The sequence below is a fragment of the Paenibacillus sp. USHLN196 genome (genome assembly GCF_037144955.1).
In the GTDB taxonomy this organism is placed as follows: Bacteria; Bacillota; Bacilli; order Paenibacillales; family Paenibacillaceae; genus Paenibacillus; species Paenibacillus xylanexedens_C.
In genome coordinates this window covers 184005-205999 of record NZ_JBBCYH010000012.1, presented here as the reverse complement: position 1 = coordinate 205999, position 21995 = coordinate 184005, and the positions used below count along the sequence as shown (strand labels likewise).

The 21995-nt window shown below is 46.3% G+C and carries 21 protein-coding genes; 10 read left to right on the top strand and 11 right to left on the bottom strand.

The genetic code is table 11. The annotated features are described in order from the left end of the window. Positions 1-173: 173 nt before the first annotated feature. Complete coding sequence (locus WFI24_RS25595; RefSeq protein ID WP_336764864.1) at positions 174-824, bottom strand: nitroreductase family protein; 651 nt, start codon at positions 822-824, stop codon at positions 174-176. A gap of 130 nt (positions 825-954) precedes the next feature. Here WFI24_RS25595 and WFI24_RS25590 point away from each other — a divergent pair, with 130 nt between their 5' ends. After that, on the top strand, positions 955-1320 hold the full coding sequence (locus WFI24_RS25590) for a MerR family transcriptional regulator (protein ID WP_336764863.1): 366 nt from the start codon (positions 955-957) through the stop codon (positions 1318-1320). Between the two features lie 43 nt (positions 1321-1363). On the opposite strand, the gene WFI24_RS25585 is transcribed toward WFI24_RS25590, so the two are convergent. Together WFI24_RS25585 and WFI24_RS25580 are read right to left on the bottom strand one after the other, a co-directional pair. Beyond that, positions 1364-2038, bottom strand: a complete 675-nt coding sequence (locus tag WFI24_RS25585) for a VOC family protein (protein ID WP_336764862.1) — start codon at positions 2036-2038, stop codon at positions 1364-1366. 20 nt (positions 2039-2058) lie between these two features. Beyond that, positions 2059-2931 carry a LysR family transcriptional regulator gene (locus tag WFI24_RS25580; protein WP_336764861.1) on the bottom strand — a complete coding sequence of 291 codons (873 nt, stop codon included), beginning with the start codon at positions 2929-2931 and terminating at the stop codon, positions 2059-2061. A gap of 182 nt (positions 2932-3113) precedes the next feature. Between WFI24_RS25580 and WFI24_RS25575 the strand changes: the two genes are divergently transcribed. Next, positions 3114-4310 (top strand): MFS transporter, encoded by a 1197-nt coding sequence (locus tag WFI24_RS25575; RefSeq protein ID WP_336764860.1) that lies wholly within the window; start codon positions 3114-3116, stop codon positions 4308-4310. A 27-nt stretch (positions 4311-4337) separates the two neighbouring features. Here the strand turns inward: WFI24_RS25575 and WFI24_RS25570 are convergent, their stop codons facing one another. Then, positions 4338-5369 carry a helix-turn-helix transcriptional regulator gene (locus WFI24_RS25570; protein WP_336764859.1) on the bottom strand — a complete coding sequence of 344 codons (1032 nt, stop codon included), beginning with the start codon at positions 5367-5369 and terminating at the stop codon, positions 4338-4340. Positions 5370-5456: 87 nt separating this feature from the next. Between WFI24_RS25570 and WFI24_RS25565 the strand changes: the two genes are divergently transcribed. After that, entirely contained in the window at positions 5457-5900 is a 444-nt protein-coding gene (locus WFI24_RS25565; protein WP_336764858.1) for a VOC family protein, read from the top strand. 188 nt (positions 5901-6088) lie between these two features. On the opposite strand, the gene WFI24_RS25560 is transcribed toward WFI24_RS25565, so the two are convergent. Further along, the gene (locus WFI24_RS25560; protein ID WP_336764857.1) at positions 6089-6565 is read right to left on the bottom strand and encodes a DMT family transporter; all 477 of its coding nucleotides are present in this window, start codon (positions 6563-6565) and stop codon (positions 6089-6091) included. A 12-nt stretch (positions 6566-6577) separates the two neighbouring features. After that, complete coding sequence (locus WFI24_RS25555; RefSeq protein WP_336764856.1) at positions 6578-7012, bottom strand: DMT family transporter; 435 nt, start codon at positions 7010-7012, stop codon at positions 6578-6580. A gap of 186 nt (positions 7013-7198) precedes the next feature. On the opposite strand from WFI24_RS25555, the gene WFI24_RS25550 reads away from it, so the two are divergent. Both WFI24_RS25550 and WFI24_RS25545 read left to right on the top strand, forming a co-directional pair. Further along, positions 7199-8038 (top strand): AraC family transcriptional regulator, encoded by an 840-nt coding sequence (locus tag WFI24_RS25550; RefSeq protein ID WP_336764855.1) that lies wholly within the window; start codon positions 7199-7201, stop codon positions 8036-8038. 126 nt (positions 8039-8164) lie between these two features. Beyond that, positions 8165-8758 (top strand): TetR/AcrR family transcriptional regulator, encoded by a 594-nt coding sequence (locus tag WFI24_RS25545; protein WP_336764854.1) that lies wholly within the window; start codon positions 8165-8167, stop codon positions 8756-8758. A 63-nt stretch (positions 8759-8821) separates the two neighbouring features. Here WFI24_RS25545 and WFI24_RS25540 read toward each other — a convergent pair whose 3' ends face one another. From WFI24_RS25540 to WFI24_RS25520, 5 genes are all read right to left on the bottom strand, one after another. Next, positions 8822-10765 (bottom strand): NAD(P)/FAD-dependent oxidoreductase, encoded by a 1944-nt coding sequence (locus WFI24_RS25540; protein ID WP_336764853.1) that lies wholly within the window; start codon positions 10763-10765, stop codon positions 8822-8824. Between the two features lie 245 nt (positions 10766-11010). Then, the gene (locus WFI24_RS25535; protein ID WP_336764852.1) at positions 11011-11790 is read right to left on the bottom strand and encodes a PHP domain-containing protein; all 780 of its coding nucleotides are present in this window, start codon (positions 11788-11790) and stop codon (positions 11011-11013) included. A gap of 41 nt (positions 11791-11831) precedes the next feature. Continuing rightward, on the bottom strand, positions 11832-12659 hold the full coding sequence (locus WFI24_RS25530) for an energy-coupling factor transporter transmembrane component T family protein (RefSeq protein ID WP_336764851.1): 828 nt from the start codon (positions 12657-12659) through the stop codon (positions 11832-11834). Beyond that, the gene (locus WFI24_RS25525; RefSeq protein WP_336764850.1) at positions 12634-14562 is read right to left on the bottom strand and encodes an ABC transporter ATP-binding protein; all 1929 of its coding nucleotides are present in this window, start codon (positions 14560-14562) and stop codon (positions 12634-12636) included. Before WFI24_RS25525 ends, WFI24_RS25530 begins: the two co-directional genes overlap by 26 nt. After that, a complete protein-coding gene (locus tag WFI24_RS25520) occupies positions 14555-15442 on the bottom strand; it encodes a cell division protein FtsQ (RefSeq protein ID WP_336764849.1) in 888 nt (295 codons plus the stop codon). Before WFI24_RS25520 ends, WFI24_RS25525 begins: the two co-directional genes overlap by 8 nt. Positions 15443-15643: 201 nt before the next feature. On the opposite strand from WFI24_RS25520, the gene WFI24_RS25515 reads away from it, so the two are divergent. The 5 genes from WFI24_RS25515 (at position 15644) to WFI24_RS25495 (ending at position 21930) form a co-directional block, all read left to right on the top strand. Beyond that, positions 15644-16477, top strand: coding sequence for a MurR/RpiR family transcriptional regulator (locus tag WFI24_RS25515; RefSeq protein WP_336764848.1), 834 nt, complete (start codon positions 15644-15646; stop codon positions 16475-16477). Positions 16478-16808: 331 nt separating this feature from the next. After that, positions 16809-17729: a methyl-accepting chemotaxis protein gene (locus WFI24_RS25510; RefSeq protein ID WP_336764847.1), complete on the top strand. Its 921-nt coding sequence runs from the start codon at positions 16809-16811 to the stop codon at positions 17727-17729. A gap of 148 nt (positions 17730-17877) precedes the next feature. Beyond that, positions 17878-19590, top strand: coding sequence for a spore germination protein (locus WFI24_RS25505; RefSeq protein ID WP_336764846.1), 1713 nt, complete (start codon positions 17878-17880; stop codon positions 19588-19590). A 34-nt stretch (positions 19591-19624) separates the two neighbouring features. Continuing rightward, positions 19625-20725, top strand: a complete 1101-nt coding sequence (locus WFI24_RS25500) for a GerAB/ArcD/ProY family transporter (protein ID WP_336764845.1) — start codon at positions 19625-19627, stop codon at positions 20723-20725. Further along, complete coding sequence (locus WFI24_RS25495) at positions 20722-21930, top strand: Ger(x)C family spore germination protein (protein ID WP_336764844.1); 1209 nt, start codon at positions 20722-20724, stop codon at positions 21928-21930. The genes WFI24_RS25500 and WFI24_RS25495 overlap by 4 nt, the downstream gene beginning before the upstream one ends. Positions 21931-21995: the final 65 nt, after the last annotated feature.

Here is a 21995-nt window from a genome sequence, read left to right as displayed (position 1 = left end):
TTGTTATATGAATTACAATGCTAGTTATAAGAAAACACTTCATTATGTCTCTCCATACGATCAGTTTCTAACTGGGTATGGCCATGACAACAAGATAATTTGCAATGAGTGTGAGTATGATGATTATAGATAGTCTTATCCATTGTTATGTTAGTTCTGAAATTTACTGTTGGTTATGCCCAAGTTGTAGTCGTTTCAACCGGGAGACGATAGGAAGGATAGCCATCTTTGGCTGCTTTTCCTATGGAGATCAACATCACGGGCTGGAACCGTTCTTTATCCAGGCCGAAAGCTTCAGCGATCTGACCTTTGTCATAACCAGCCATAGGGTTCGTATCATAGCCATGAGCACGGGCAACGAGCATGAGTTGCATGGATATGAGGCCCGAGTCAATGAGGTTCATTTCACGCAGTTCGGATGCGCTCATGTTCGCATAATAAGGTTGTACCTGCTGCATCTGCATATCCATGATGTCTTGTGGCATGTACCCAAGTTCCACTGATTTGCTGAAGATCTCTTCCATGTATTCAACATTGTTAGCATCGTAAAATACGGCAATGACAGCCGAAGACGTTAATGCCTGTGTCTGGTTAAAAGAGGCCAGTGGTGCAAGCTTCTCTTTGCCTTCAGCACTGTCGATGACAAGAAAACGCCACGGTTGCATGTTAATCGCCGAAGGGGCACGTGAAGCTTTCGCCAGTATTTCGGTCATCTCCTCGCGGCTGATTTTTACTTCAGGATCGTAGGTTTTAACGGAATGGCGCTCCAAGACGATGGTATCAAAATCATTTGTTTTGTTGAATTGGCCGGTAATTGTATTCATATCGATTTCTCTCCTCATATCTAATAGTGGTGAGAGTGGGTTATGGTTTATATCTTCATCCGTCTCACTATGAGGATTGTAAACTATGAAGTATACTTTATAGCAAGAAAAAGAAATGAGGGTGTTCCATATGAAAATTAGTGAAGTGGCAAACAGGGTAAACCTTCCGATATCCACTATTCGGTACTATGAGAAGATAGGTATTATCACGGATGAACATGTGCTGAGAGATCAAAATAATTATCGGATATATGCGCAGAGCATTATTCAGCATCTGGAAGTGGTCAAACAATGTTTAGCTGTTGGTTTTACGATCCATGAGATCCAATCTATGGTCTCTAAACATGGGTTTTCGAGTAAAGATCAAGCAAGCATTATCCAAGCCAAAATATCAGAAATTGAAGAAGCACAAAAACAATTAGAGAATTCCAAACAAAATCTGTACGAAATTCTTAAATCGGATATCACGTGTGAGGAGGGTTTTGGTAAGTATTGAGCCGGACGTCCCTCTTGCGGTTTTCATTCCGTACGTTCTTAAATCAATTTGAAACAATGTTGTACATATCGTCCTGTAAACACAGACTACCAGGCTGCACCGTTTCCACCTTCACCTCAGTAGCAAATACACCGGGCATGCGCCCATCTGGGAACCAGGGCATCTGTTTATCAATGACAATAAACATACCTTCTGCATCACCTGTGGGAGAGAAGTTCTTTCCGTCTCCGGCAAATGGTTTAAGGTGATAATGTCCATCCAATGTGCTCATCGTCTCAGGAACATCATCGACAGGCATGCCGATTTCACTAATACATAGCAGATGCTTCACTTCAAAAGCTTCATCCACTTCATTATCGAGTGAGTGGTGAGCGATGAATTCCATCAAGTTGCCGCTCGGATCATAGAAATAGATGGCTGTTGCATCCCAGTAAGGGAAATAGAATTCATCCTGTCCATCTTTGGAAAGCAACGGAATGTTACGGTCTTGGGCCCACCTTTTGGCATCAGCAAGTTTATTCGTTGGAATCGTAAACGCTACATGATAGTATGGCTTCTCTTGCTCTGGCGCCTTCTTGAAAGAAAGGACCGAGTCTCCCGCACGGAACGAAACGCATGTTGTACTATCCTCCATCAGATCCATTCCTAATGAAATAGCGTAAAACTCTTTTATAGCCTCAATGTGATGGGTCAACAAACCAACTTCTCTTATTTTCATTCTATTTTAATACCTCTCCTTCAAACTATCCCTTGATTAAAATACTCAATCGTCTTCTCAATAAATGCCTTGGCCGATTGCGTCAGGTAACGGTCGGAGCGATGAATAATCTCAAAGTGTCGACATGGCGGATCATCCGTAATGCGGATACAGCGTAGTGTGGGTTCATTCATCGCTTGGATCAAAGGATAAGGCAGTAGTGTTCCTCCGACGTTGGCTTTGACCAGGCTAATGATAGAGGTTGCAGAACTGGTCTCCATGATGGTGTTTAGGGTGAATCCATATTTACGGCAATAGCCATCGACCAATTCCCTGCCCGTAAATCCTTCAGGGAACATCACCGTTTGAATATCACGGAGTTCCTGAATTCCAATCGTCCCTCGTTCAGCCCAATCATGATTCTCGGAAACAACCAGTACATATTCTTCACTGCACAAAGGAATGCGTACAAGCCGGCTATCAGGGGCAGACGTGATCTCAATGCCGATGTCGACTTCATTTTCCAACACTTGATTCACGACGTAGATCGAAGAGACGACCTTCAGTTGTACCTTGGGAAATCGGGCATGAAAATCAACGAGCAGTGGAGTGATGCGGTAATCCAAATCGGATGGAAGAACACCAATGACTAACCGACCTCGCTGATCATTGCGAAATTCAGCCAACGCATCTTGGGTATTCTGTAAATGCCGGATCATCTGTACACAATGCTCGAGAAACAGAGTCCCAGCCTGGGTCATCACAATCTTTTTGCCGACACGGTCAAATAAGGGAACACCAAGTTCATCCTCCAACCCACGTATTTGTTGACTCAACGTAGGTTGAGATATGCCAAGTTTCTCAGCTGCCCGAGTAAAATGAAGCTCCTCGCACACTGTAATAAAGTTTTCCATCTGACGAATCTCCATGAATTCACCTCTATCATTGGTTTTAGTAATCATTTTAATAGAAACAATAGTATTGTTCAATCATTATATTGAATCTATACTTAGTCAGTGTACCAACCCAAGATCCTTTCGCGGACCAATATGATCTTGGTAAATGCATCGATACTACTACCATGAGGTGATCCATAATGAACATTTTTTATATTGTATTGGCGCTTATTCTGGCTTCATTGAACTTAAGACCACCCATTACCTCCATTTCTCCTTTAATGAGCACTATACAGCATGATCTGGGTTTAAGTGGAATGACGGCCAGTCTGTTAACTACATTACCTGTATTATGTATGGGCATATTCGCTCCATTCTCTGTAAGACTAAGTAGAAGGTGGGGGAACGAAGGTGCCATTGTTCTGGCTTTAATTCTTATTGGGATAGGTACGGGACTACGATGGTTCGTGGGTGCAACTCCGTTGATGATGTTCACATCTTTTCTGTCCGGTGTGGGGATTGCGATGGCAGGGCCTCTCTTGTCCAGCTTCATTAAGCAGTATTTCCCTGACCGAGTGGCAGCCATGGTGGGCATCTACTCTACGGCGATGGTGATGGGGGCCAGCATTAGCGTGGGACTATCGGTTCCGCTGCAGCATGCACTGGGCGGATCGTGGAGAGACTCTTTGGCTGTATGGGCCTTACTCGCAACGATTGCATTGCCAATCTGGCTGAGATTAGCTTGGACTGCGCGCAGAGATCGACAATCCGGACAAACTTCGGCTGTAATCCATGCACCACTCCCGGTGAAGAGCAGCCGTGCATGGATACTGACATTATTTTTCGGGCTGATGGCAGCGATCTTCTATTCATTAACCGCTTGGCTTGCACCAGCAATTCAAAGCCAGGGATATAGCCAAGAGACTGCTGGCAACATCCAAACGTTATTTACATTAATATCGCTGCCCTCAACGTTATTCATTCCCATGCTTGTACACAGGTACCAAAGACGTGTATTCTGGCTTGTCGGATGTGCGTTGTTGGAGTTGATAGGTGTCCTGATGCTGAATCTCTCTGTCAGCCCGTGGCTCGCGGCGATCCCGCTCGGTATTGGTGCAGGTGGCCTGTTTCCGATTGCACTTATGTTGCCGATTGACGAGACAAGTAATGCTCAGGAAGCTAGCAGCTGGTCGGCAATGACTCAATCTGGTGGCTACATCTTGGGAGCACTGGGGCCGCTGGCAATGGGTTGGCTCCGCGATCTAACAGGCAGCTTCGTGCAAGCATTTTATGGTTTGGCTATCATCATCGTGTTGCAGATTATCGTTCAATTGGCTATTGGCAATAAAAAAAGCTCAAAAGTTGTTGAGCATGAGCAGGAGCTAAAAGGCATGTAAAGTGAAATGGATATAGAAATATGATCTTTATACATGATCTAACAAGTCCATATAGTACAGCCGCAATGATTCTTTTAACGTTTCTGGTTCCATGATCTTAATGGATTTGCCGAATCCTGCGAGGTACCGAGTGATGAAATCAAGCTCATGAGGTTCATAAGAACCTACAAGAAGCATTTGTGCCAATTCACTGCCCGGTTCGTTGACGTGTATGATCTGCATAGATGGATAATGTTCTTGCTGGAATAGCTCAACCCCGGCTGCGTCAATCAGGCACTTGAACGGAGTTGCTTGTTCCGATGGTTGCCATAGAGACTGGGCATCCTGTGAATAGCGTTCATTTACATGAGTTAGAGGTTCAATCTCCGTTGTTTCGGTTGAAGTGATGCGGTCGCAGCGGAATACACGATAAGCCTGTTTATTCAGATCATACGCCTGGCAATACCAGTAGCCTCTCTTGGCATAGAGCGTGATGGGTTGGATCGTGCGGATGTTGGAGTTGGATGGACGAGAAAGTGAATCCGATTGCTCAGGATCAGGATGGTCTGCAGGGGACGACCTTTGAACAGGTGATCTGCGCTGATCAGGATACGTAATCTGGATTACTAAATTTTGCACAGCAGCCATCAACAAAAACTCCAAATGCGCACTATCGCGGATCTGCTCTGTATGTCGGAAGGATACCCGGTGTTGAATGTTCTCAATATCCTGTCGTTGCTTGTCGGATAACGCACTCATAAATTTCTCATGAATATTACGGAAAGAAACCTGAAAAGGTAAGTTGGAGAAGCTGCGGAGCGCCTGCATCGCAAAATAAAGGGCATGAAGCTCACCTGTGTTAAATGATATGGGAGGCAACTGCATCTGTTGCAGCAGTCGATATCCGCCGTATCGCCCATATTCGACATAGATGGGCGCACCCAACTCTTCCAATGAAGCGATGTCTCTTAACGCGGTTCGCTTGGAGATCTGAAACTCCTGCATGAGATCTTGCAGGGTGAACTGTTGTTTTTGATTAATAAAGCGAAGCATCTGGTTCATGCGTTCTGATTTTTTCATATCGAACCCTCTTAATGGTGCCATGGATTGGCACCTTTCGTTGTTATAGTGATAAGTGTAATCCAATAGGAACTAGGAGGCAACATAATGAATTTTGAAGTGATACCATTTTTGTCGATGAACGGGGATGCGGCGGCAGCCATTGCCTTTTATGAGGAGTTTCTGGGCGCCAAGGTGATATTCAAGAAAAGTTATAAAGAGATGAAGGAGATGAATCCGGGCTTCGAGTACCCAGCAGGCCAAGATGACTATATTACACATTCGGTGCTGGAGATTGGGGTTAACAAGATCATGATCGCGGAAGAGGCAATGGACACGGAGAGACTGTGGCAGTTGGGAAACAGCAGTTCACTATGTATTCAATCCAAAGATAAAAGTACAATCGATCAGCTGTATCATTCTCTGATGCAACATGAGGGTGTGAAGGTACTGGTTCCCTATGAACAAAATGAATTCAGCCCAGGTTACGGCATTGTGCGAGATCCGTTTGGCATTGCGATTCAGCTGTGTGTGACGATGCATGATTTTTAAAATGATAGGTTCCCGGGTACTCACTCGGTATGTAAACCCATAACTAACTTAAAAGCATCAAAAAAAGAAGAGTCATGGAAATCATGCGCTCTTCTTTCTTCGGTTTCTATACAAGGTATTTCAAGCAGCCAGAAGGTTCCGTTATCCTAAATGTTACTAGATATCAAGAATCGGCTACTACCGTTCATTTATTTGCTAAGCGTCACGGCTTGTGCGTGGTCATTCTTTTCACTGAAAATCAGAGCTAATGCAGCCAACATCAGAACGAGTGAGACAGCTCGCTGCCATGAGAATGCAATGAATTCACCACCGAAAAGGCCCATGGCATCGATGATAAATCCAGCAACAATCTGTCCTACAATCGCTGTAAGGTTGGCAGGTGTTACACCCAGTTTATTCACGGCCAACGTGGACAGGAATAGATATCCGAAACCCATGAAAACAGCAGAAAGCTGCAATTTAGGTGCATGAAGCAAGTCGAGTAGATGTCCACTGCCAAAAAAATTGATTAGTACAGCCAGAATCAGTGTACCTGACGCGAACGTGAAGAAAACCGTCTCCAGAAGGCCGATATTACGGCTAATCGTACCATTGATAGAGGACTGTGCACTAAGTACAGCTCCACCAATTAAGGTGACGACAACAATTAATAAACCTATGCCCATTGTAATCCTCCTCTAGAATAAAGTAAGAGCCAGCGCGCCCAGCATCAGTACCAAGGCGGCAATCCGTTTGCTTCCTACCGGTTTGCGACTACTGCCCAGCCATCCGTAATGATCGATCAGAATGCTGGTTACCATCTGCCCGACAACAATGGCAATCATGGAGATTCCTACACCCACAATGGGAACACCGATGACCAATGTAAGCAGGTAGGTGACCCCAAGCAAACCACCAAGCAGATTCCACTTCGGAAATTTGGTGATGGCAGAGAGGTTTCCTCTGCCGAAGAAAATCAACAGAATCAGTGAAATAATCGCACCCATGAAGAAGTTATAGAAATCAGCTTCCAGTGTGCCGACTTGTTCTCCAAGTTTGCCGTACAGTGCACCTTCAAAGCTTAGAAGAGCTCCTGTTGCAATGGCGATAATATAAAAAATCAGCTTTTTCAATCTATCCTCGACTCCTTGAAATGGTTTGGATTTAAAGGTGCATGACTCATCATAAGAAAATTGGGAAGGTAAGACAATGAAAGATCTTGCTTTGTTTTTCTGAAAAATTATAGATCTTGCTGTGGCAAAAGGGGTATATTAGTACAGCTAGAGAGAATCATGCACTGATGAAGGGAAGACACCAGAATGAGTAAGACAAGAAAAGAAACATCCTCCCATTTGCTGTATATAGGCAAAGTGAACGGCAATCCCAATTGGAATTTTCCAAGTCACATGCATGAGGATATCAGTGAAATGGTGTATGTGTCTGATGGAGAAGGTATTATTAAAATTAATGAACATCCATATACGGTCAAAAAAGGCGATCTATTAATCTACAATCAAGGTGTGATTCATGAACAATGTACCTCTCCCGTATCCCCACTCAGTCTTTATTATTGTGGAATAGCCAATATCTATTCGGATGGAACGCAAATGGAGCACTTAATTCCCGAAAATGCGTCTCCTTATATCGAAACCAAAGAATACGCTAGCAGGATTGGCCAACTGCTCGAGTTCATGTATGAGGAATCCTCCAATCAAAAGACGGGTTACGAGAAGATCTGTGAAGGACTGCTTGGTGTGCTGCTTGCCATAGTTCAGCGGTTGACTCAACCCAATGCCTCAAAAAAACAAGATTCGGATCATCTCGCCGTACGGATCAAGGAGTTTCTCGATGAGAACTACCTTCAGCACCTGAAGCTCCAGGATATTGCAGCGTATTTTCATATGAACCCTTATTACTTATCTCATGTGTTCAAGGACGAATATGATGATTCCCCGATTCGTTATATTGTCTACCGAAGAATGGGAGAAGCGAAGCGGCTGCTAACCACAACGGACATGAAGGTAAGTGAAATTGCACATGTACTTGGATATCAGAATACGAATTATTTCACCATTCTTTTCACAAACACGATGGGCGAATCTCCGACTCAGTATAAGAAGAACGAACGGGCGGAACGTGTGGATCTTCAGGAAACCTGAATCTGGCAGTGTCCCCTTGGATGGCGGATACCATGGTCTACTTAATTAATGCGCATAGGTTAAGTATAATTAGAGAAGAGCTTAACGTCAGAGGCAAGCCTGAGTAGAAAGGGGCTGGGGGTTGAAGTGAGAAAGCAAGGAGCTGTTGGCAAAGAGAGTAGGCTTCGTCTCCTAGAGGCTGCAGCAGAGGAATTTGCATTGAGTGGATTCTACCAGACGAAAATAAGTTCAATCGTTGCTCGGGCGGGGTTAACACAGCCTGCATTCTATCTGTACTTTGAGAGCAAAGAAGCTGCTTTTGCGGAGCTGGTGGCTGATTTTCGCAATGGCCTCAGTCAGGCGGTGCGCGATAGTCATATCGGGGCCGGATTGAATAGGAAGGACCTCAAGGAAGCAGTCGTGGCCTCGTTGGAGCAGATCTACCGATTCCTCGGACGGAATCCGGCATTGACCCGAATTGGATTGTATCTGTCTCCGGAGTCAGTAGGCATCAAGGCTGAGATTGCCGGGCTCATGGAACAGAATCTGATTGAAGAACAGCAAGCCGGATATTATCGGCAGGATCTCGATGCGATTTTCTTTGCGGAATGTCTACTGGCCATTATTGAACGGTTAACCCTGATCAAGCTGCTGCCAGGACACGAAACGCCTTCACAGTTGGCACGACAGACGCAGGATCTCTTTTTCTACGGCATATTGGACATGCAGCAGCGAAGCTAGATGAAGTTCAATAGATAAGAGCCAGACCCGGATCATCGGAGTCTGGCTCTTCTTGAATTTGAGTTATATGGCGCTCGCTGCGTAAAACCCGGAACGAACGGCAGTACCTACTTTGCCAATTTTCACACAGTCGCCCATAAGGCTGGTTTTGGTTCCGAACTTGGCCCGAATCAGCTCAGCAATCGTTGTATTTTTTCTCATACCAAAGGCGTTAATGATCGTATCCGCTTCAATGAACACTTTGGAACCATCGGCCCTCTCTGCATGTAACCCATTGGCTTCAAAGGAGAGTACTTTGTGGCCCCCGAGAATGGTAACTCCGTAGCTGTCCAGCATAGGCATCAGGGCTGCACGGTTAATGTACATCACATCTTGCCCCGCTTCCGGACGCATCTCGATGATGGTGACCTTTTTGCCTTCCATAGCCAGCTCAAGTCCCAGATCGCAGCCGGTTAGACCACCACCTGTAATGACAATATGTTCGCCGCGCACAAGCTCTCTTTGTAGATGGGCCTCAATGGCTCCCACGACATTATCATTATCGATTCCAGGGATCGGAGGAATGAGAGGTACCGCTCCTGCGCCGATGAAAATATGATCAGCTGCTTCCAGTGCAGGATCATCTGGTGTGATCTCATGATTCAACTTCACGTTCACGTGAAGTTGGGTTAACTGCCGCTCGTACCAGCCTATCAGGGCACGCAACTGGCCTTTAAATTCCGGTGTTGCTGCACTGGTGACCTGTCCACCGACCGTGGCTTCTTTTTCATATAGTGTAACCTCATGCCCTTTGAGTGCTGCTACACGTGCTGCTTCCAGACCGGATGGTCCACCGCCTACAACAACGACTTTCTTGGCAGTCTCTGCCTTGTGAATCGCAAAACGTTTCTCGTTCGCTGCCTGAATATTGACCGCACAGCTGATTTTGGTATTCCGCTCGATAATACGACCGATGCATTCCTCATTACAACGGATACAAGGTCGAATATCCTCCCGCAAGTTATCCCGCAGTTTGTTTGGAAGCTCGGCATCGGCAATTAATGCACGACCAAACATGACGAAGTCGGCGTTCCCGGATTCGATTAACCGGACAGCACTCTCCGGTGTATGGCTTCCCGAGTTCAAGATGGGAATATTCACAACCTGACGAGCAGGCTCGCACATATAGTCCATACAAGCATCACCCAGGTACGCTGGCGGGAAAATATAATCGATTCTTTCGTAGGAACCTGCATCAATATCAACAGCATCTACACCTGCACGTTCAAGAATCTGCAACATCTCCAGACTGTCCTCGACCGTACGTCCCCCTTCAAAACGATGATCCAGGGCCATCCGGAACAATATGGGCATGTCCGGACCTATAGCTTGGCGGATCGCCTGTACGATCTCAACTGCGAATCGCATCCGTTTTTCTGTCGTGCCTCCGTACTCATCTTCACGCTTGTTCCAGATCGGTGACATAAACTGATCAATTAAATAACCGGCGTGGGCATGAATTTCGATCCCATCAAAGCCAGCCCGTTTCAGTCTGGCTGCCGAATCTGTGAATTGATCCATAATGGTCTGTATTTCCTCCACCGTGAGTGGATGGCACAGCACTTCCGTGTTATATATGGCTGGGATGGCCGAAGCCGATACGGGAGGTTTCCCCGAACGGTCGGGTAGGGCGTTGCGTCCGGTGCCGCAGCTGAGCTGAGCGATAACTTTGGTGCCATAATGTTGTACTGCATCGACGAGATCCGTGAGCAATGGAATGACATAATCCTTCTCAACTATACCTTCCAACACGCCCTGGGCCAGATCTTCGGTCAGAAATTGTGCGCCAAGAATGATCATACCCGCGCCGCCTTTGGCGCGTTCCTCATAGTAATCGATCTCTTCCAGAGAGATACGTCCATCAGGGCTCGCCGAATTAGTTCCCATAGGGGACATGACGATTCGATTCTTAATTTCCATGGTTCCGATGCGGAATGGGGTGAACAGCTTTTCATAAGGATGATTCATGTGTGTGACCTCCTGTTGTTAGGTTACTCGCGAGTAATATAAGTGATAAACCCATCGTAAACGTTTAGTATTGAATTATAAGTGAAAAAAATCACAATCAATTCAAGTTATCTAAATCTATGGAGCTGAGTATAGGTTACGAATCATTTGGAATGAAAAAGAGACATGCTCTTGGCGAGCATGTCTCTTTTAAATTTGATAACATTCATTCAGCCATTTGGTGAGTCTAAATGTGACTCTCTTTTCTAAACCTCCTGCAAACTGGCGGCCTCCAGCTTGGCAAGACGTTTCATTACTTTCTTGAGCATCACAGAGGCTTTGACGCGTAAGGGAAGATCGGCGGAGATTTCGATGGTGTACGCTTCCGTGAGAATCTGCTCTTTGAGTTCAGCCACCGATGCACATGGACGATCCAACACGTTGTATACACTGCCGTATTGCAGACATTGGTGTGTATCACTTCCGGCGGTAACCGGTTTGCCTAGGGATTGGGCAAACGATTCGACCTGACTGCGGCAGGTTTGGATATCCATTTTGTACATGTCCTTGGCGTTCAGGTCAAATGCATCCAGACGTCCAAGCAGGTTGCGGTCCAACTGATGCAGCGGAGTGGATTCGCGGAAAGGGTGTGCGCCAATTTTGAGTAAAGGCCATACTTCGGCCAGATCCAGCAGGTTGGCAAAGGGAATGAAAGACCCCTTGGCCGTATAATTTTCCAGGCCGGCACGGATGGTGAGGATATGTTCTTTTTGACCAATCAGCAAAATGTGCCCCGTCTCCTGAATATCCACTTCCATCCCAGGGAAAATGCGAAGTCCGTCTGCATCGTAGTATTCTCCGTTAAAAGGGTAAAGATGATCCAGCGTCTCATAGACATCGTAGAAGTGTCGGGTGTTAAAATGCTCTGTAAGCGCGAGGGCATCCAGCCCGCTGGCTTTCGCTTCCGTGACCATTTCGGTAAAATACTCGATCGAGAAATCAGAGTTTTTGGATAGTTTGCCGTGAGTATGAAGATCAATTCGCATAATGACACTCCCTTTATTCCATGAATGGTTAAGTATATGAATTACAGAATTTCATAATGTGCGCCGAACCAGAACAGCAGTGCCACATAAAGTGTCGATGCAGCGAGAAATCCGATGTCACGTGGGGTGATTTTTAGATGGGCCAGCTTCAGACGTTTGGATTCTGGATGTTTCATCCCGTAAGAGAAGCCGCGTGTCTCCAGTGCTTCAACGGTTGTGCGTGAGCGTTTGGCTGTAGCCAGCATGAGTGGGAAGAAGGACACAATGAACAGTTTCATATAATAAACGACAAGCCGCCAATAGAGCCATCCATGCCGGGAAGGAACAAGGCCTCGCAGTCGGTAGGACAACATGATATTCCGGAATTCACCAAACAGCACTGGCAAGATCCGATAAGCGTAAGAGAGGCTGAACGAGAATGTTGCAGGCATGCCGAGTGCAAGTAATCCATCACCAATCCGTTCCGGGTCCATACCCGAGAAGACGGTAATACTCGCCAGCGAGACGATGGACAGCTTCAGGGTGAGCAGCAACAGGGGGAATGCAGATTCCCAATTGCCTCCGAAGAACAGCGAGATGATAAACATCCAGCCCACTTGACCGATTAACCCCAGGCAGAGAATGATGATAATAAAGGGAGCGGCCCGAGATAAAATCGTGGTAGTGACCATGAGCAGGAACATGCCAAGCAGCACGGTGCCGTTATGAATAAACCAGGGTACAATGGCAAAAAAGAGATACCAGCTCAGCATAGCACGCGGGTCAATCCGTGACAGGCTGGCATGACCACTGCCATATACGGTATTCATTAGCTCCAGCTGTATGCGTTCAATGGATAGTTTGTCAAACCAGTTGCGGACAAGCTGCATAACGAGCCTCCTCCTTGGCGAATGATTGATTCAACAGACTTGCAACAAAGGCATCGGTTGTAGGACAAAGTGTAGACAATCCGATACGGTGCGAGAGCTCCATGATCTGCGTAAGTGCAAGTCCCGATCGACGCAGAAGGGGTTCATCTGCGAATACCTCGGAAGGGGTGCCGTCGGCTTCTACCCGTCCATTGTGAAGTACAATGACCCGACTGGCCCACTGGGTAACCAGTTGCATGTCATGCGTGGCAATGACGGTTGTTCGCACATGCTGATCGAGTTCATCCAGTACACCGATTAATTCTTCGCGCGTAGCCAGATCCAGATTAGCAGTAGGTTCATCGAGCAGCATGAGGGAAGGTTTCATGGCTGCCCCGATGGCGAGGGTAACTCGCCGTTGCTGTCCACCGCTAAGGAGTCGGGCATCCCTCTCTTGGAGTGGCGTAAGCCGGAAGCGATCCAGCACATGAGCGATCTGCTGGTCAGCTTCCTGAATGCGACGGGTTTTCAGGAAATACGCCACTTCTTTGCGCACACTGTCTTCGATAAACATCTCGGAGGAGTTCTGAAAAATATAAGCGACCCTGCCAGCAAGCTGTTCCAAAGATGATCGATGGGTAACTTCACCCAAAACGCTGACGCTGCCTTCTTGAGGCAAGCTGATTCCAGCCATGAGTTTGAGCAGTGAAGACTTGCCGGCTCCGTTGTTGCCCACCAAGGCAATCCGTTCTCCTTCATGCAGTGAAAAGTTAATGCCACGAATAACCTCATGCTCTTTTTTGCCCAGTCCTCTGTACCGTAACCGCGTATTTAGAAATTGGACAATGGGAACGGGCAGCGCAGTAGAATCTGTCAGTGTGCCTCCCGATATCCGAGACATGGCTGAACCGTTCTGCTCCATGGCAGACTGGATCGTATTCACGGTTTGCATCTGCAACGAATGCTCTGCGGCAACCGTCTGTTTGCCTGAAGCATGTATGTCCTGCTGGTATTGTCGTTTTACAAAGTAAATCGCGGCTTCATCCACCGTAATGGGTAACCAATGACGAGTAGCAGAATCCTGAATACCGCTGGAGAATTCACCTTCCTTAAATTGCTCAAGCGCTTGAATAGCTGCACGAGTCACCTCGGGTGGCTGAATGCCAAGCCGCTCCAGATCGGTGATTCGATTCAAGCCTTCCTTGACGGGAAGATTCCATAACACACGGCCTTTATCCATCAGCACCACATCCGCGCAGAAGTCCGCGATAAATTCGGTATGATGTTCAATGACGATAATCGTCTTGCCATATTCCGTATTTAATCGGGACAGACATTCGTAGATCAGTCTCGCATGCTGCGGATCAAGCTGCGAGACAGGCTCATCGACGATCAGAATATCCGGGTCGAGTGACAGGGCACCAGCCAGAGCGAGCAGATGTTTCTGCCCACCACTCAATTCCCAGATGTATCGGTTATGAATGGTATCCAGTCCGCACATGGCAAGTGCATGTTCACCCAACTCCCGGTAGTTGGATAACCCGTAGTTCAGAGGTGCAAAAAAGGCTTCATCCAGAACGGTTGGGCGGACCAGTTGGTTATCAAAGTCCTGGTATACGTAACCGATTTTTCTGGACAGGTCTGCAACACTTCGGCCTTCGGCAGATACACCAAGTACATGGACTTCACCAGAGAAATCTCCCGTGTAGAATTGGGGGATCAGGCCGTTGAACAATTTGCACATCGTGGATTTGCCACAACCGTTGCTCCCGATGATTGCAGTGAAACTGCCCCGTGGGAGTTCAAGTGAAACCCCGTTCAGGACAGGCTCCTCTGAGCCGGGATAGGTAAAGGTCACATTTTGAATGGAGATAGCGGACTCCGGTGTAGGAGTAGAAACGGAGTGGGACATTACATTATGCATAAGGACGGTTCTCCGTACCTGGACCGGATTTGTTCTTATTGCGTCTGGCCCGCATGAAGATGAGTGTCACCACAGCGATTAATGCCGCAGCACCAATACTGATCCAGATGGAAGCAGAACCGTATTGATCCGCATAGTCCGTCTCCCACACCGCAAAGTTAATGTCCATCTCGGAGAGGGATTCAGCACCGAAAGCCAACGCGAGCAGTAACACACCGATCAGGATAAGCTTTGGACGGAAGAAGCCAATGCCTTCATATTTCATGCCAGGATTGCGAGGTTTGATTCCGAGCAGTGGTTCAATTTTGCCATAGAGCAGGGGAACCAGATACAGCGTAGGCAGTAGAGCGAACAGGATGCCCGAGAACAGTACGTCATTGAGGAAACCAACGCCTTCGATCAGTACCACACTTTCAGCGAGTCCCGGAACCGCTTCAAGCTGTTCCACACCGATCCATACTTTGCCGATATCGACCAGCGAACTGAGGAACTGATGAATGATGACTCCGGTCATGGCTGCAATGCCGACCTGCCTGCGATTGCGTGGATCACTGACCATACGTCCTGCGACGTACATGGCGAAGGAAAATGTAATGAACTTTTCCAGCTCGCCAAGTCCACCGAATTGTCCCAACATCAACTCACCAAAAATGACTTCGCCAAGAGCCGCACCAAGAGCGGCAATCATGGGATGGAACAGAATGCAGAGGGTCAGCGGAATAAAAGCAAAGTATTCGACTGACAGTTCAATTGGTCCAAGCTGCAACTTGGGAATAAGCTCTGTGAACATGTTGGACAAGCCGTACAGTGACATGGAAAGCACAAACACCATCATTTTCTGTGAAGACGTCAGCGTATAACGCTCAGTCATCTTCTTCATCGATACATACCTCCCTGAAAGTTGGTGATCATAGCCACAGTCTAGGGGCAGAGTATTAACGGGAAAGAAGACATTTGTAAATCAATTGTAATTTTTATTACATATTATAATTTTTATGAAAAAAATATTACATAAATTGACCACTTCTTCTTCAGTCTATTGATATACTGGTTGGAGAGCGAGAAAAGGAGTGTATCCTGAATGAATTTGTTTACCCAAAAAGAGCAGCTATCGCCAGGTCATCTGAAAATTGCCGATTTTGTTGAACGTAATCCCGAAGAAATTCTATTCATGACGGAACAGGAGATTGCCGATAGGCTGGGGGTTAGTATTGCAACGGTATCCCGTTTCTGGCGTGCAGTTGGATATGACAATGCCAAGGCGTTCAAAATACGCCTCCGCACCTCTGAAGATACCACGCCGGCGTTGAAATTAAATAAAACCATATCCCGCATGGATACGGATAGCTTGCCTGTTCAATTATTGGAAGCTTCCGTTAGCCATTTGCAGGAGACGTTGTCTCATATGAAGCAAGGGGATTTGGAGCAGGCCGCAGCGATTCTTGCTGAAGCCCGAAGAGTGTACATCTATGCCCCTGGTCCATCTGCAGGTCTGGCTGAGCTGTTGTCATTCCGCTTGTCCAGATTCGGATTGACCGTCATTTATCTCGCCAGAGGTGGACATGAGTTATTGGAATCGTTGATGCACATGCAGCAAGAGGATATGGTGATGCTCATGTGTTTCACCCGTTTGCTGCCTGAAGCAGAGGTCATTCTGGATTATGCCAGTGATATGGGAAGCAAATCCATACTTGTGACAGATCGGGAAGACCTGTTATATGGACTGGCGACCGAATTATCTTTTTACGTCAGCAGAGGGGAACTGGGAGAATTTCATTCCATGGTTACTCCACTGCTCTTAATGGAACAGATGGTGCTGGCTGTGGGATTGATGCAGAAGGAGCGTGCGCTGTCCAAGTTGGAACGGCTTGCTGAACTGCGCAGTCGGTATGGAAATAAGCTACCGCGAGGTTGATGAATGGGATGGACGGTATAGAGCTAGATGGTGAAAAGACAAAAACAATAAAGATGAGATTAGATAACAAGCAGGACGATGGTCACGACGAATCGTCTTGTTTTTCTTGTTTATAGGGGCTAAACGGTTACAAAAAAAACAGAAAAAACGTTCCTGATTCACAAAGTGAAAATTAACATACTAAAAAATAAACGGTAAAAGGTGATCCAAAATACTGCAAATCGGGTATCAATAGTAGAGTCATCTAGAACCTGATGGATACATATGTTGCTATGATCGTTGTTTCGCTGGTTAAGGCTGTTAATTATGGATGGACTGTGGGGGTTATCAAGTGCCTATATTAGATATGGAAAAGAAAGATGTTGTTACCGATGCAATGGTCATCAAAGCGATGGAGAAAAGTCTTGCTATCATTCGATTTGATCTGGATCGACGGGTAACCTACGTGAATGAAGTATTTGCCCGGACGATGGGATATACGGTAGATGAAATGTATGGCATGTCACATCAGCAGTTATGCTTTGGCCATTTTGTGAATACCCCAGACTATGATGCTTTTTGGAAAAGCATATTCAGTGGAATAAGTTTTCAGGATAAGGTCGAGCGCAAGGATGCGAAAGGAAACTCAGTATGGCTTGAAGCTACATATATGCCGGTGTACGATGAGACGAATCGAAAAGTATTAGGTGTCTCCAAAATAGCAACCAACATCACGAATCGTCAGAACAATATTACGGTAGTAGTGAATGAACTGAAAACCATGTCTCATGAGCTGAATGAACAAGCAGATGTTGGTATTGGACGAAGCCAGGAGTTAATGTCCAGTATCTCCTATATCTCCGAGGTGTCGGCTTCTAACCGTGAGACGCTAACGCATCTACAGGAACAGGCTGGATCAATTCAGGGAGTCGTACGAACCATACGCGAGATTTCGTCTCAGACGCAACTGCTCGCATTGAATGCTGCCATTGAGGCTGCACATGCAGGTGAATTCGGACGAGGATTCGATATCGTAGCCAAGGAAGTAAAGAAGCTATCTACAATGGTGGAGAGTTCGATTAACGAGATTCGTGATAGCGTTACCGGAATAACCAAGGAGATCGGTAATATCACAGGTGGTACACAAAAAGTAGAGGAATATGTTGAGCAGAGCCAGAAAAGGATTGAGATCGCTTTGCATGACTTTACGGCCATTGCTGCATCTGCTCAGTTGCTTGATGCGAAAGCGGAGCATGTGACCAGAATCGTTTAATAAAAGTGGGTAGTGGCGGTTCCTTATACAGGGACCGTTTTTTTGTTGTTCTGGACACAAAAAAACGGGAATTATTGTGATCAAAGGGGGACACAATACTTGGGAATACCTGCAGCTTCATCATGCAGAGAAATGTTGGGGTGGGAACATGTGGTCAACAATTGTATCCTACGTGCCGGATTGGACCATATGGATTCAGGCATTCTTGGTCCTTATCATACCGATCGGCATTACAGTAACCATGCGGTGGATCTATGCCGCCATTAAGCGTGGAACCTTCTCTCGTTCCGAGAAACCCTCCATATCCTCGAAAGATATTTCTCCTGCTACCGCGGGTCAGGGTCAGGGAACCGAAACGGGCCACTATGCCAATATTAAAATGACCGGCAAGTACAATACGGATCTGATTAGCGTAAGAGAAAGCTTTGGTCAAAATGCTGACGTTCATATTCGGGAATTCACCATTAGAGGTACGAATACACGGGCTGCCGTCATATATACCGAAGGCCTGGTGGATCAAGACTTAATTGATGATCACCTGATCACACCCTTAATGTTGGAAGGCGTACCAGAGCTTAAACGGGAGGGTTTCCTCCATCCGGATAATGCACATTTACTGTCAGCCTACCTGCAAGATCAATTACTACCTGTCAGTCTGGTTGAGGAGACCAAGTCCCTCCAAGAGGTCGCAGTTGGCGTGCTTTTTGGCAAAAATGCACTGTTGGTCGATGGATTGCCGGGGGCTCTGTTAATTGGAGCTCATAAGATCAAAACACGTGGTGTGAATGAACCGGTGTCAGAGGGGTTGCTCCGTGGCCCCCGAATCGGTTTTACTGAACAGTTAAGTGATAACACAGGTATTTTACGTCGGTATGGTAGTGATCAGAGCCTCTTTATTCAGAAGTATGAAGTAGGTTCACGGATCAAGAAAGATTTGGCTGTTGCCTATATTCAGGATATTGCTGATCCTAATCTCGTGGCGGAAGTCCAAAAGCGAATTGAAGCGATGGATATGGATTCCATGTTGGAATCAGGGTATGTTGAACAGCTCATCGAAGACAATACGCTCAGTCCGTTTCAACAAGTGTTGAATACAGAAAGGCCAGACCGGGTGATGGGTGCTTTGCTGGAAGGGCGAGTGGCTATTTTATTGGATGGGACGCCATTTGTCTTAATTGTGCCAGTGACGTTTAGCATGTTGCTCCAATCTCCCGAGGATTACTATGAACGATGGATTCCTGGAACATTCCTGCGAATGCTGCGCTTTATGTCCGCCATGCTGGCCTTGCTCGCTCCTGCGCTCTATATCTCGTTTATCTCGTTCCATCCGGGACTTATCCCAACCAAGCTGGTATTGACGATCATTGAAACGCGGACGGGAGTGCCGTTTCCTTCAATCATCGAAGTACTGATCATGGAACTTTCGATCGAGATATTGAGGGAGGCTGGCATTCGTTTACCTAAGCCGATTGCACCCTCGCTAGGTATCGTTGGAGGTCTGATTATCGGCCAGGCAGCCGTACAGGCAGGAATTATAAGCCAATTCCTGGTCATCGTTGTTGCGGTTACCGCCATATCCTCCTTTACGATCCCTGTCTATAGTGCCGGCATCACACTGCGAATTCTGCGATTTGCTGCCATGTTTAGCGCAGCTGTACTCGGATTGTTTGGCGTGGTTATGTTCTTTCTCCTTATATGTACCCATCTTGCGAGACTCTCGAGCTTTGGCTTACCTTATGTTGCACCGGCCGTTCCTTATCACTTTGGGGAATGGAAGGATTTCTTTATCCGTGCTCCGCTAAATATGATGAGGAAGCGTCCCGAGATGTCTAATCCAATAGATAAAGACCGCAAAAAATAAATCAAGCAAATCACGAGGTATGAGGTGGGATGAAGTGAACGGTTCTGAAGGAAATATTAGCACAAGGCAGGCCGTCGTAGTTATTGTTAATTACATGCTTGGCGCTGGGATCCTGACACTCCCCCGAACGACGAGTGAAGCTGTCGGAACACCGGATGTCTGGATCTCCATCATTCTGTCGGGACTGATTATCACGGGTGTCGGAATTATTCTGGTTACCCTGTGTCGCAGATTTCCGGAGAAAACAGTGTTCCAGTTCACCCGTGAGATTACGGGGAGCTGGATTGCTTACATATTGGGATTCGCCATGATTATGTACTTTATGGTGATTGCCGCATTCGAAATCAGGGTCATGGCTGAAGTGACAGGCATGTATTTGCTAGAGCGTACTCCGACATGGGCCATTGTGATGGTGTTTATGTGGATTGGCATATATTTGATCTCTGGTGGACTCGCCGTCATTGTGCGTGTATTTGAGATTATTTTGCCGATTACACTGATTATATTTGTGATTGAAATTTTGCTTAGTAATCAGTTATTTGAGATCGGCAATCTGAGACCCGTACTCGGAGAGGGTATCATGCCAGTCCTCAAAGGTTTGAAACCTTCGCTGCTGGCTTACACGGGGTACGAAGTCATGTTTGTCATGACTGCTTATATGAAAAATCCCAAAAAGAGCAATGTAGCCATGAGCTGGGGCATCATCATATCGACTATGATTTATCTGATTACTGTTGTGATGGTTGTAGGCAGTCTGTCACTCGACGGCATCAAAACACGTACTTGGCCCACGCTCGATCTGGTAAGAAGCTTCGAGATTCAAGGTTTGATCTTTGAACGGTTCGAATCCCTGCTACTGGTCATCTGGATTATGCAGATCTTCTCGAGTTTCACGATCACACACTATTGCGCTTCGGTGGGCATTCGGGATTTATTTCGTACGAAGAAGATCAAGGTCATTATGTACGCCTTTCTGCCAGTAATATATCTAACAGCATTAATGCCGAAAACCGTGGATGAAACTTTTGCACTGGGTGATATGTTGGGCAATCTATCCGTGCTTCTTTTTGCCATTTTACCTCTGTTGCTGCTGTTAATAAGTCTGATTCGCAAAAAGGGAGGCAAGCAAGCATGATTCGTATTTTTATGCTTTTACGTGTAGCCTTTGCTTTGTCCGTTCTTCTGGTAATATCCGGATGCTGGAGCAGTAGGGAGATCGAGGAACTAAGTGTCTATGTTGGTCTCGGGATCGATATCGCGAAAGAAACGGAATTTGAGAAGGACATCGCTGCCCAGGGAGGAAAGTATCCAAAGAATAATTATATAACGGCTACCGTGCAGATTGCTCCTGGCACGGGCGGTTCGAACAGTAAACAGGGCGGACAATCCGGTTCACCTGCTTCGGGAAAGACTTCCTATTCCAATGAACAGCTTACTGGAGATTCGTTGCTGCAAATCTTTCGTCAGTTTGCACTAAGGCGAGACCGTCCACTTATCGGACATCATCTAAAGGTCATCGTTGTCTCCAAGGATATTGCCAAAAAGTATGGTCTGGACCAGCTACTGGATTTTGTACTTCGGGATAACGATATTCGTCCAAATTGTCTGGTACTGATAAGTCATCATCGCGCCGTGGATGTCCTGACTTCGGATGATCCCTCTCGGATTCCAGCATTTTATCTAACAGGAATTACCGGTAATTCATACTTGTCCAACAAAATCCTTGACCCTGTTTTGCTCTCCAAATTAGATGCCCAAATGCAATCTGGTTCCAGTTTCTTGCTCCAGAATGTACTATACTCCAATGGAGAGGGCAAGTTCTCAGGTGGCAGCATATTCGATGGGAAAACAACCAAGTTTATTGGAGAACTAAGTCAAACGGATCTGGAAGGTTTATCGTGGCTCAGGCCTAAGGAAAGAGGAGGCGTCTTGAAGACTTACAACAAAGAGGGATTCACTGTTGTATATGAAATGAAAAAGAAGAAAACAAAAGTAATTCCCAAGGTTGTTGGCAATGATATTTCATTCCATGTAAAGACCCAATCCGAAGGCTGGTTAATGGAGGATTGGCGTGCTCCCGAAAGAGAGGAAAAAGGGGCTTATCGCGGGGAACTGGAAAAAGAATTTGCTGAACTGGCGGAACAACAGATTCGTCAGGTGTTATACAAGCTGCAGCATACCTACAAAGTGGATGTTGCGGATTTTCGGGATAGCTTACGTATTAAAGAGCCCAAAACATGGAAGAAAGTCAAAGATGATTGGGATAACATTTTTAGTACCGTGCCAATTACGTACGATGTGAAGATTAGCATTACCAATCCGGGATCTTCCACCGAATAGCGATGTATTTCATTTATGATTTAAATGTTGACACATTCATGATAGATCGCTATATTTATAAAAAA

Coding starts and splice junctions, on each gene's coding strand:
- WFI24_RS25595 (WP_336764864.1), bottom strand. CDS start 824: ATGAATACAATTACCGGCCAATTCAACAAAACAAATGATTTTGATACC.
- WFI24_RS25590 (WP_336764863.1), top strand. CDS start 955: ATGAAAATTAGTGAAGTGGCAAACAGGGTAAACCTTCCGATATCCACT.
- WFI24_RS25585 (WP_336764862.1), bottom strand. CDS start 2,038: ATGAAAATAAGAGAAGTTGGTTTGTTGACCCATCACATTGAGGCTATA.
- WFI24_RS25580 (WP_336764861.1), bottom strand. CDS start 2,931: ATGGAAAACTTTATTACAGTGTGCGAGGAGCTTCATTTTACTCGGGCA.
- WFI24_RS25575 (WP_336764860.1), top strand. CDS start 3,114: ATGAACATTTTTTATATTGTATTGGCGCTTATTCTGGCTTCATTGAAC.
- WFI24_RS25570 (WP_336764859.1), bottom strand. CDS start 5,369: ATGAAAAAATCAGAACGCATGAACCAGATGCTTCGCTTTATTAATCAA.
- WFI24_RS25565 (WP_336764858.1), top strand. CDS start 5,457: ATGAATTTTGAAGTGATACCATTTTTGTCGATGAACGGGGATGCGGCG.
- WFI24_RS25560 (WP_336764857.1), bottom strand. CDS start 6,565: ATGGGCATAGGTTTATTAATTGTTGTCGTCACCTTAATTGGTGGAGCT.
- WFI24_RS25550 (WP_336764855.1), top strand. CDS start 7,199: ATGAGTAAGACAAGAAAAGAAACATCCTCCCATTTGCTGTATATAGGC.
- WFI24_RS25540 (WP_336764853.1), bottom strand. CDS start 10,765: ATGAATCATCCTTATGAAAAGCTGTTCACCCCATTCCGCATCGGAACC.
- WFI24_RS25535 (WP_336764852.1), bottom strand. CDS start 11,790: ATGCGAATTGATCTTCATACTCACGGCAAACTATCCAAAAACTCTGAT.
- WFI24_RS25530 (WP_336764851.1), bottom strand. CDS start 12,659: ATGCAGCTTGTCCGCAACTGGTTTGACAAACTATCCATTGAACGCATA.
- WFI24_RS25525 (WP_336764850.1), bottom strand. CDS start 14,562: ATGCATAATGTAATGTCCCACTCCGTTTCTACTCCTACACCGGAGTCC.
- WFI24_RS25520 (WP_336764849.1), bottom strand. CDS start 15,442: ATGAAGAAGATGACTGAGCGTTATACGCTGACGTCTTCACAGAAAATG.
- WFI24_RS25515 (WP_336764848.1), top strand. CDS start 15,644: ATGAATTTGTTTACCCAAAAAGAGCAGCTATCGCCAGGTCATCTGAAA.
- WFI24_RS25505 (WP_336764846.1), top strand. CDS start 17,878: ATGTGGTCAACAATTGTATCCTACGTGCCGGATTGGACCATATGGATT.
- WFI24_RS25495 (WP_336764844.1), top strand. CDS start 20,722: ATGATTCGTATTTTTATGCTTTTACGTGTAGCCTTTGCTTTGTCCGTT.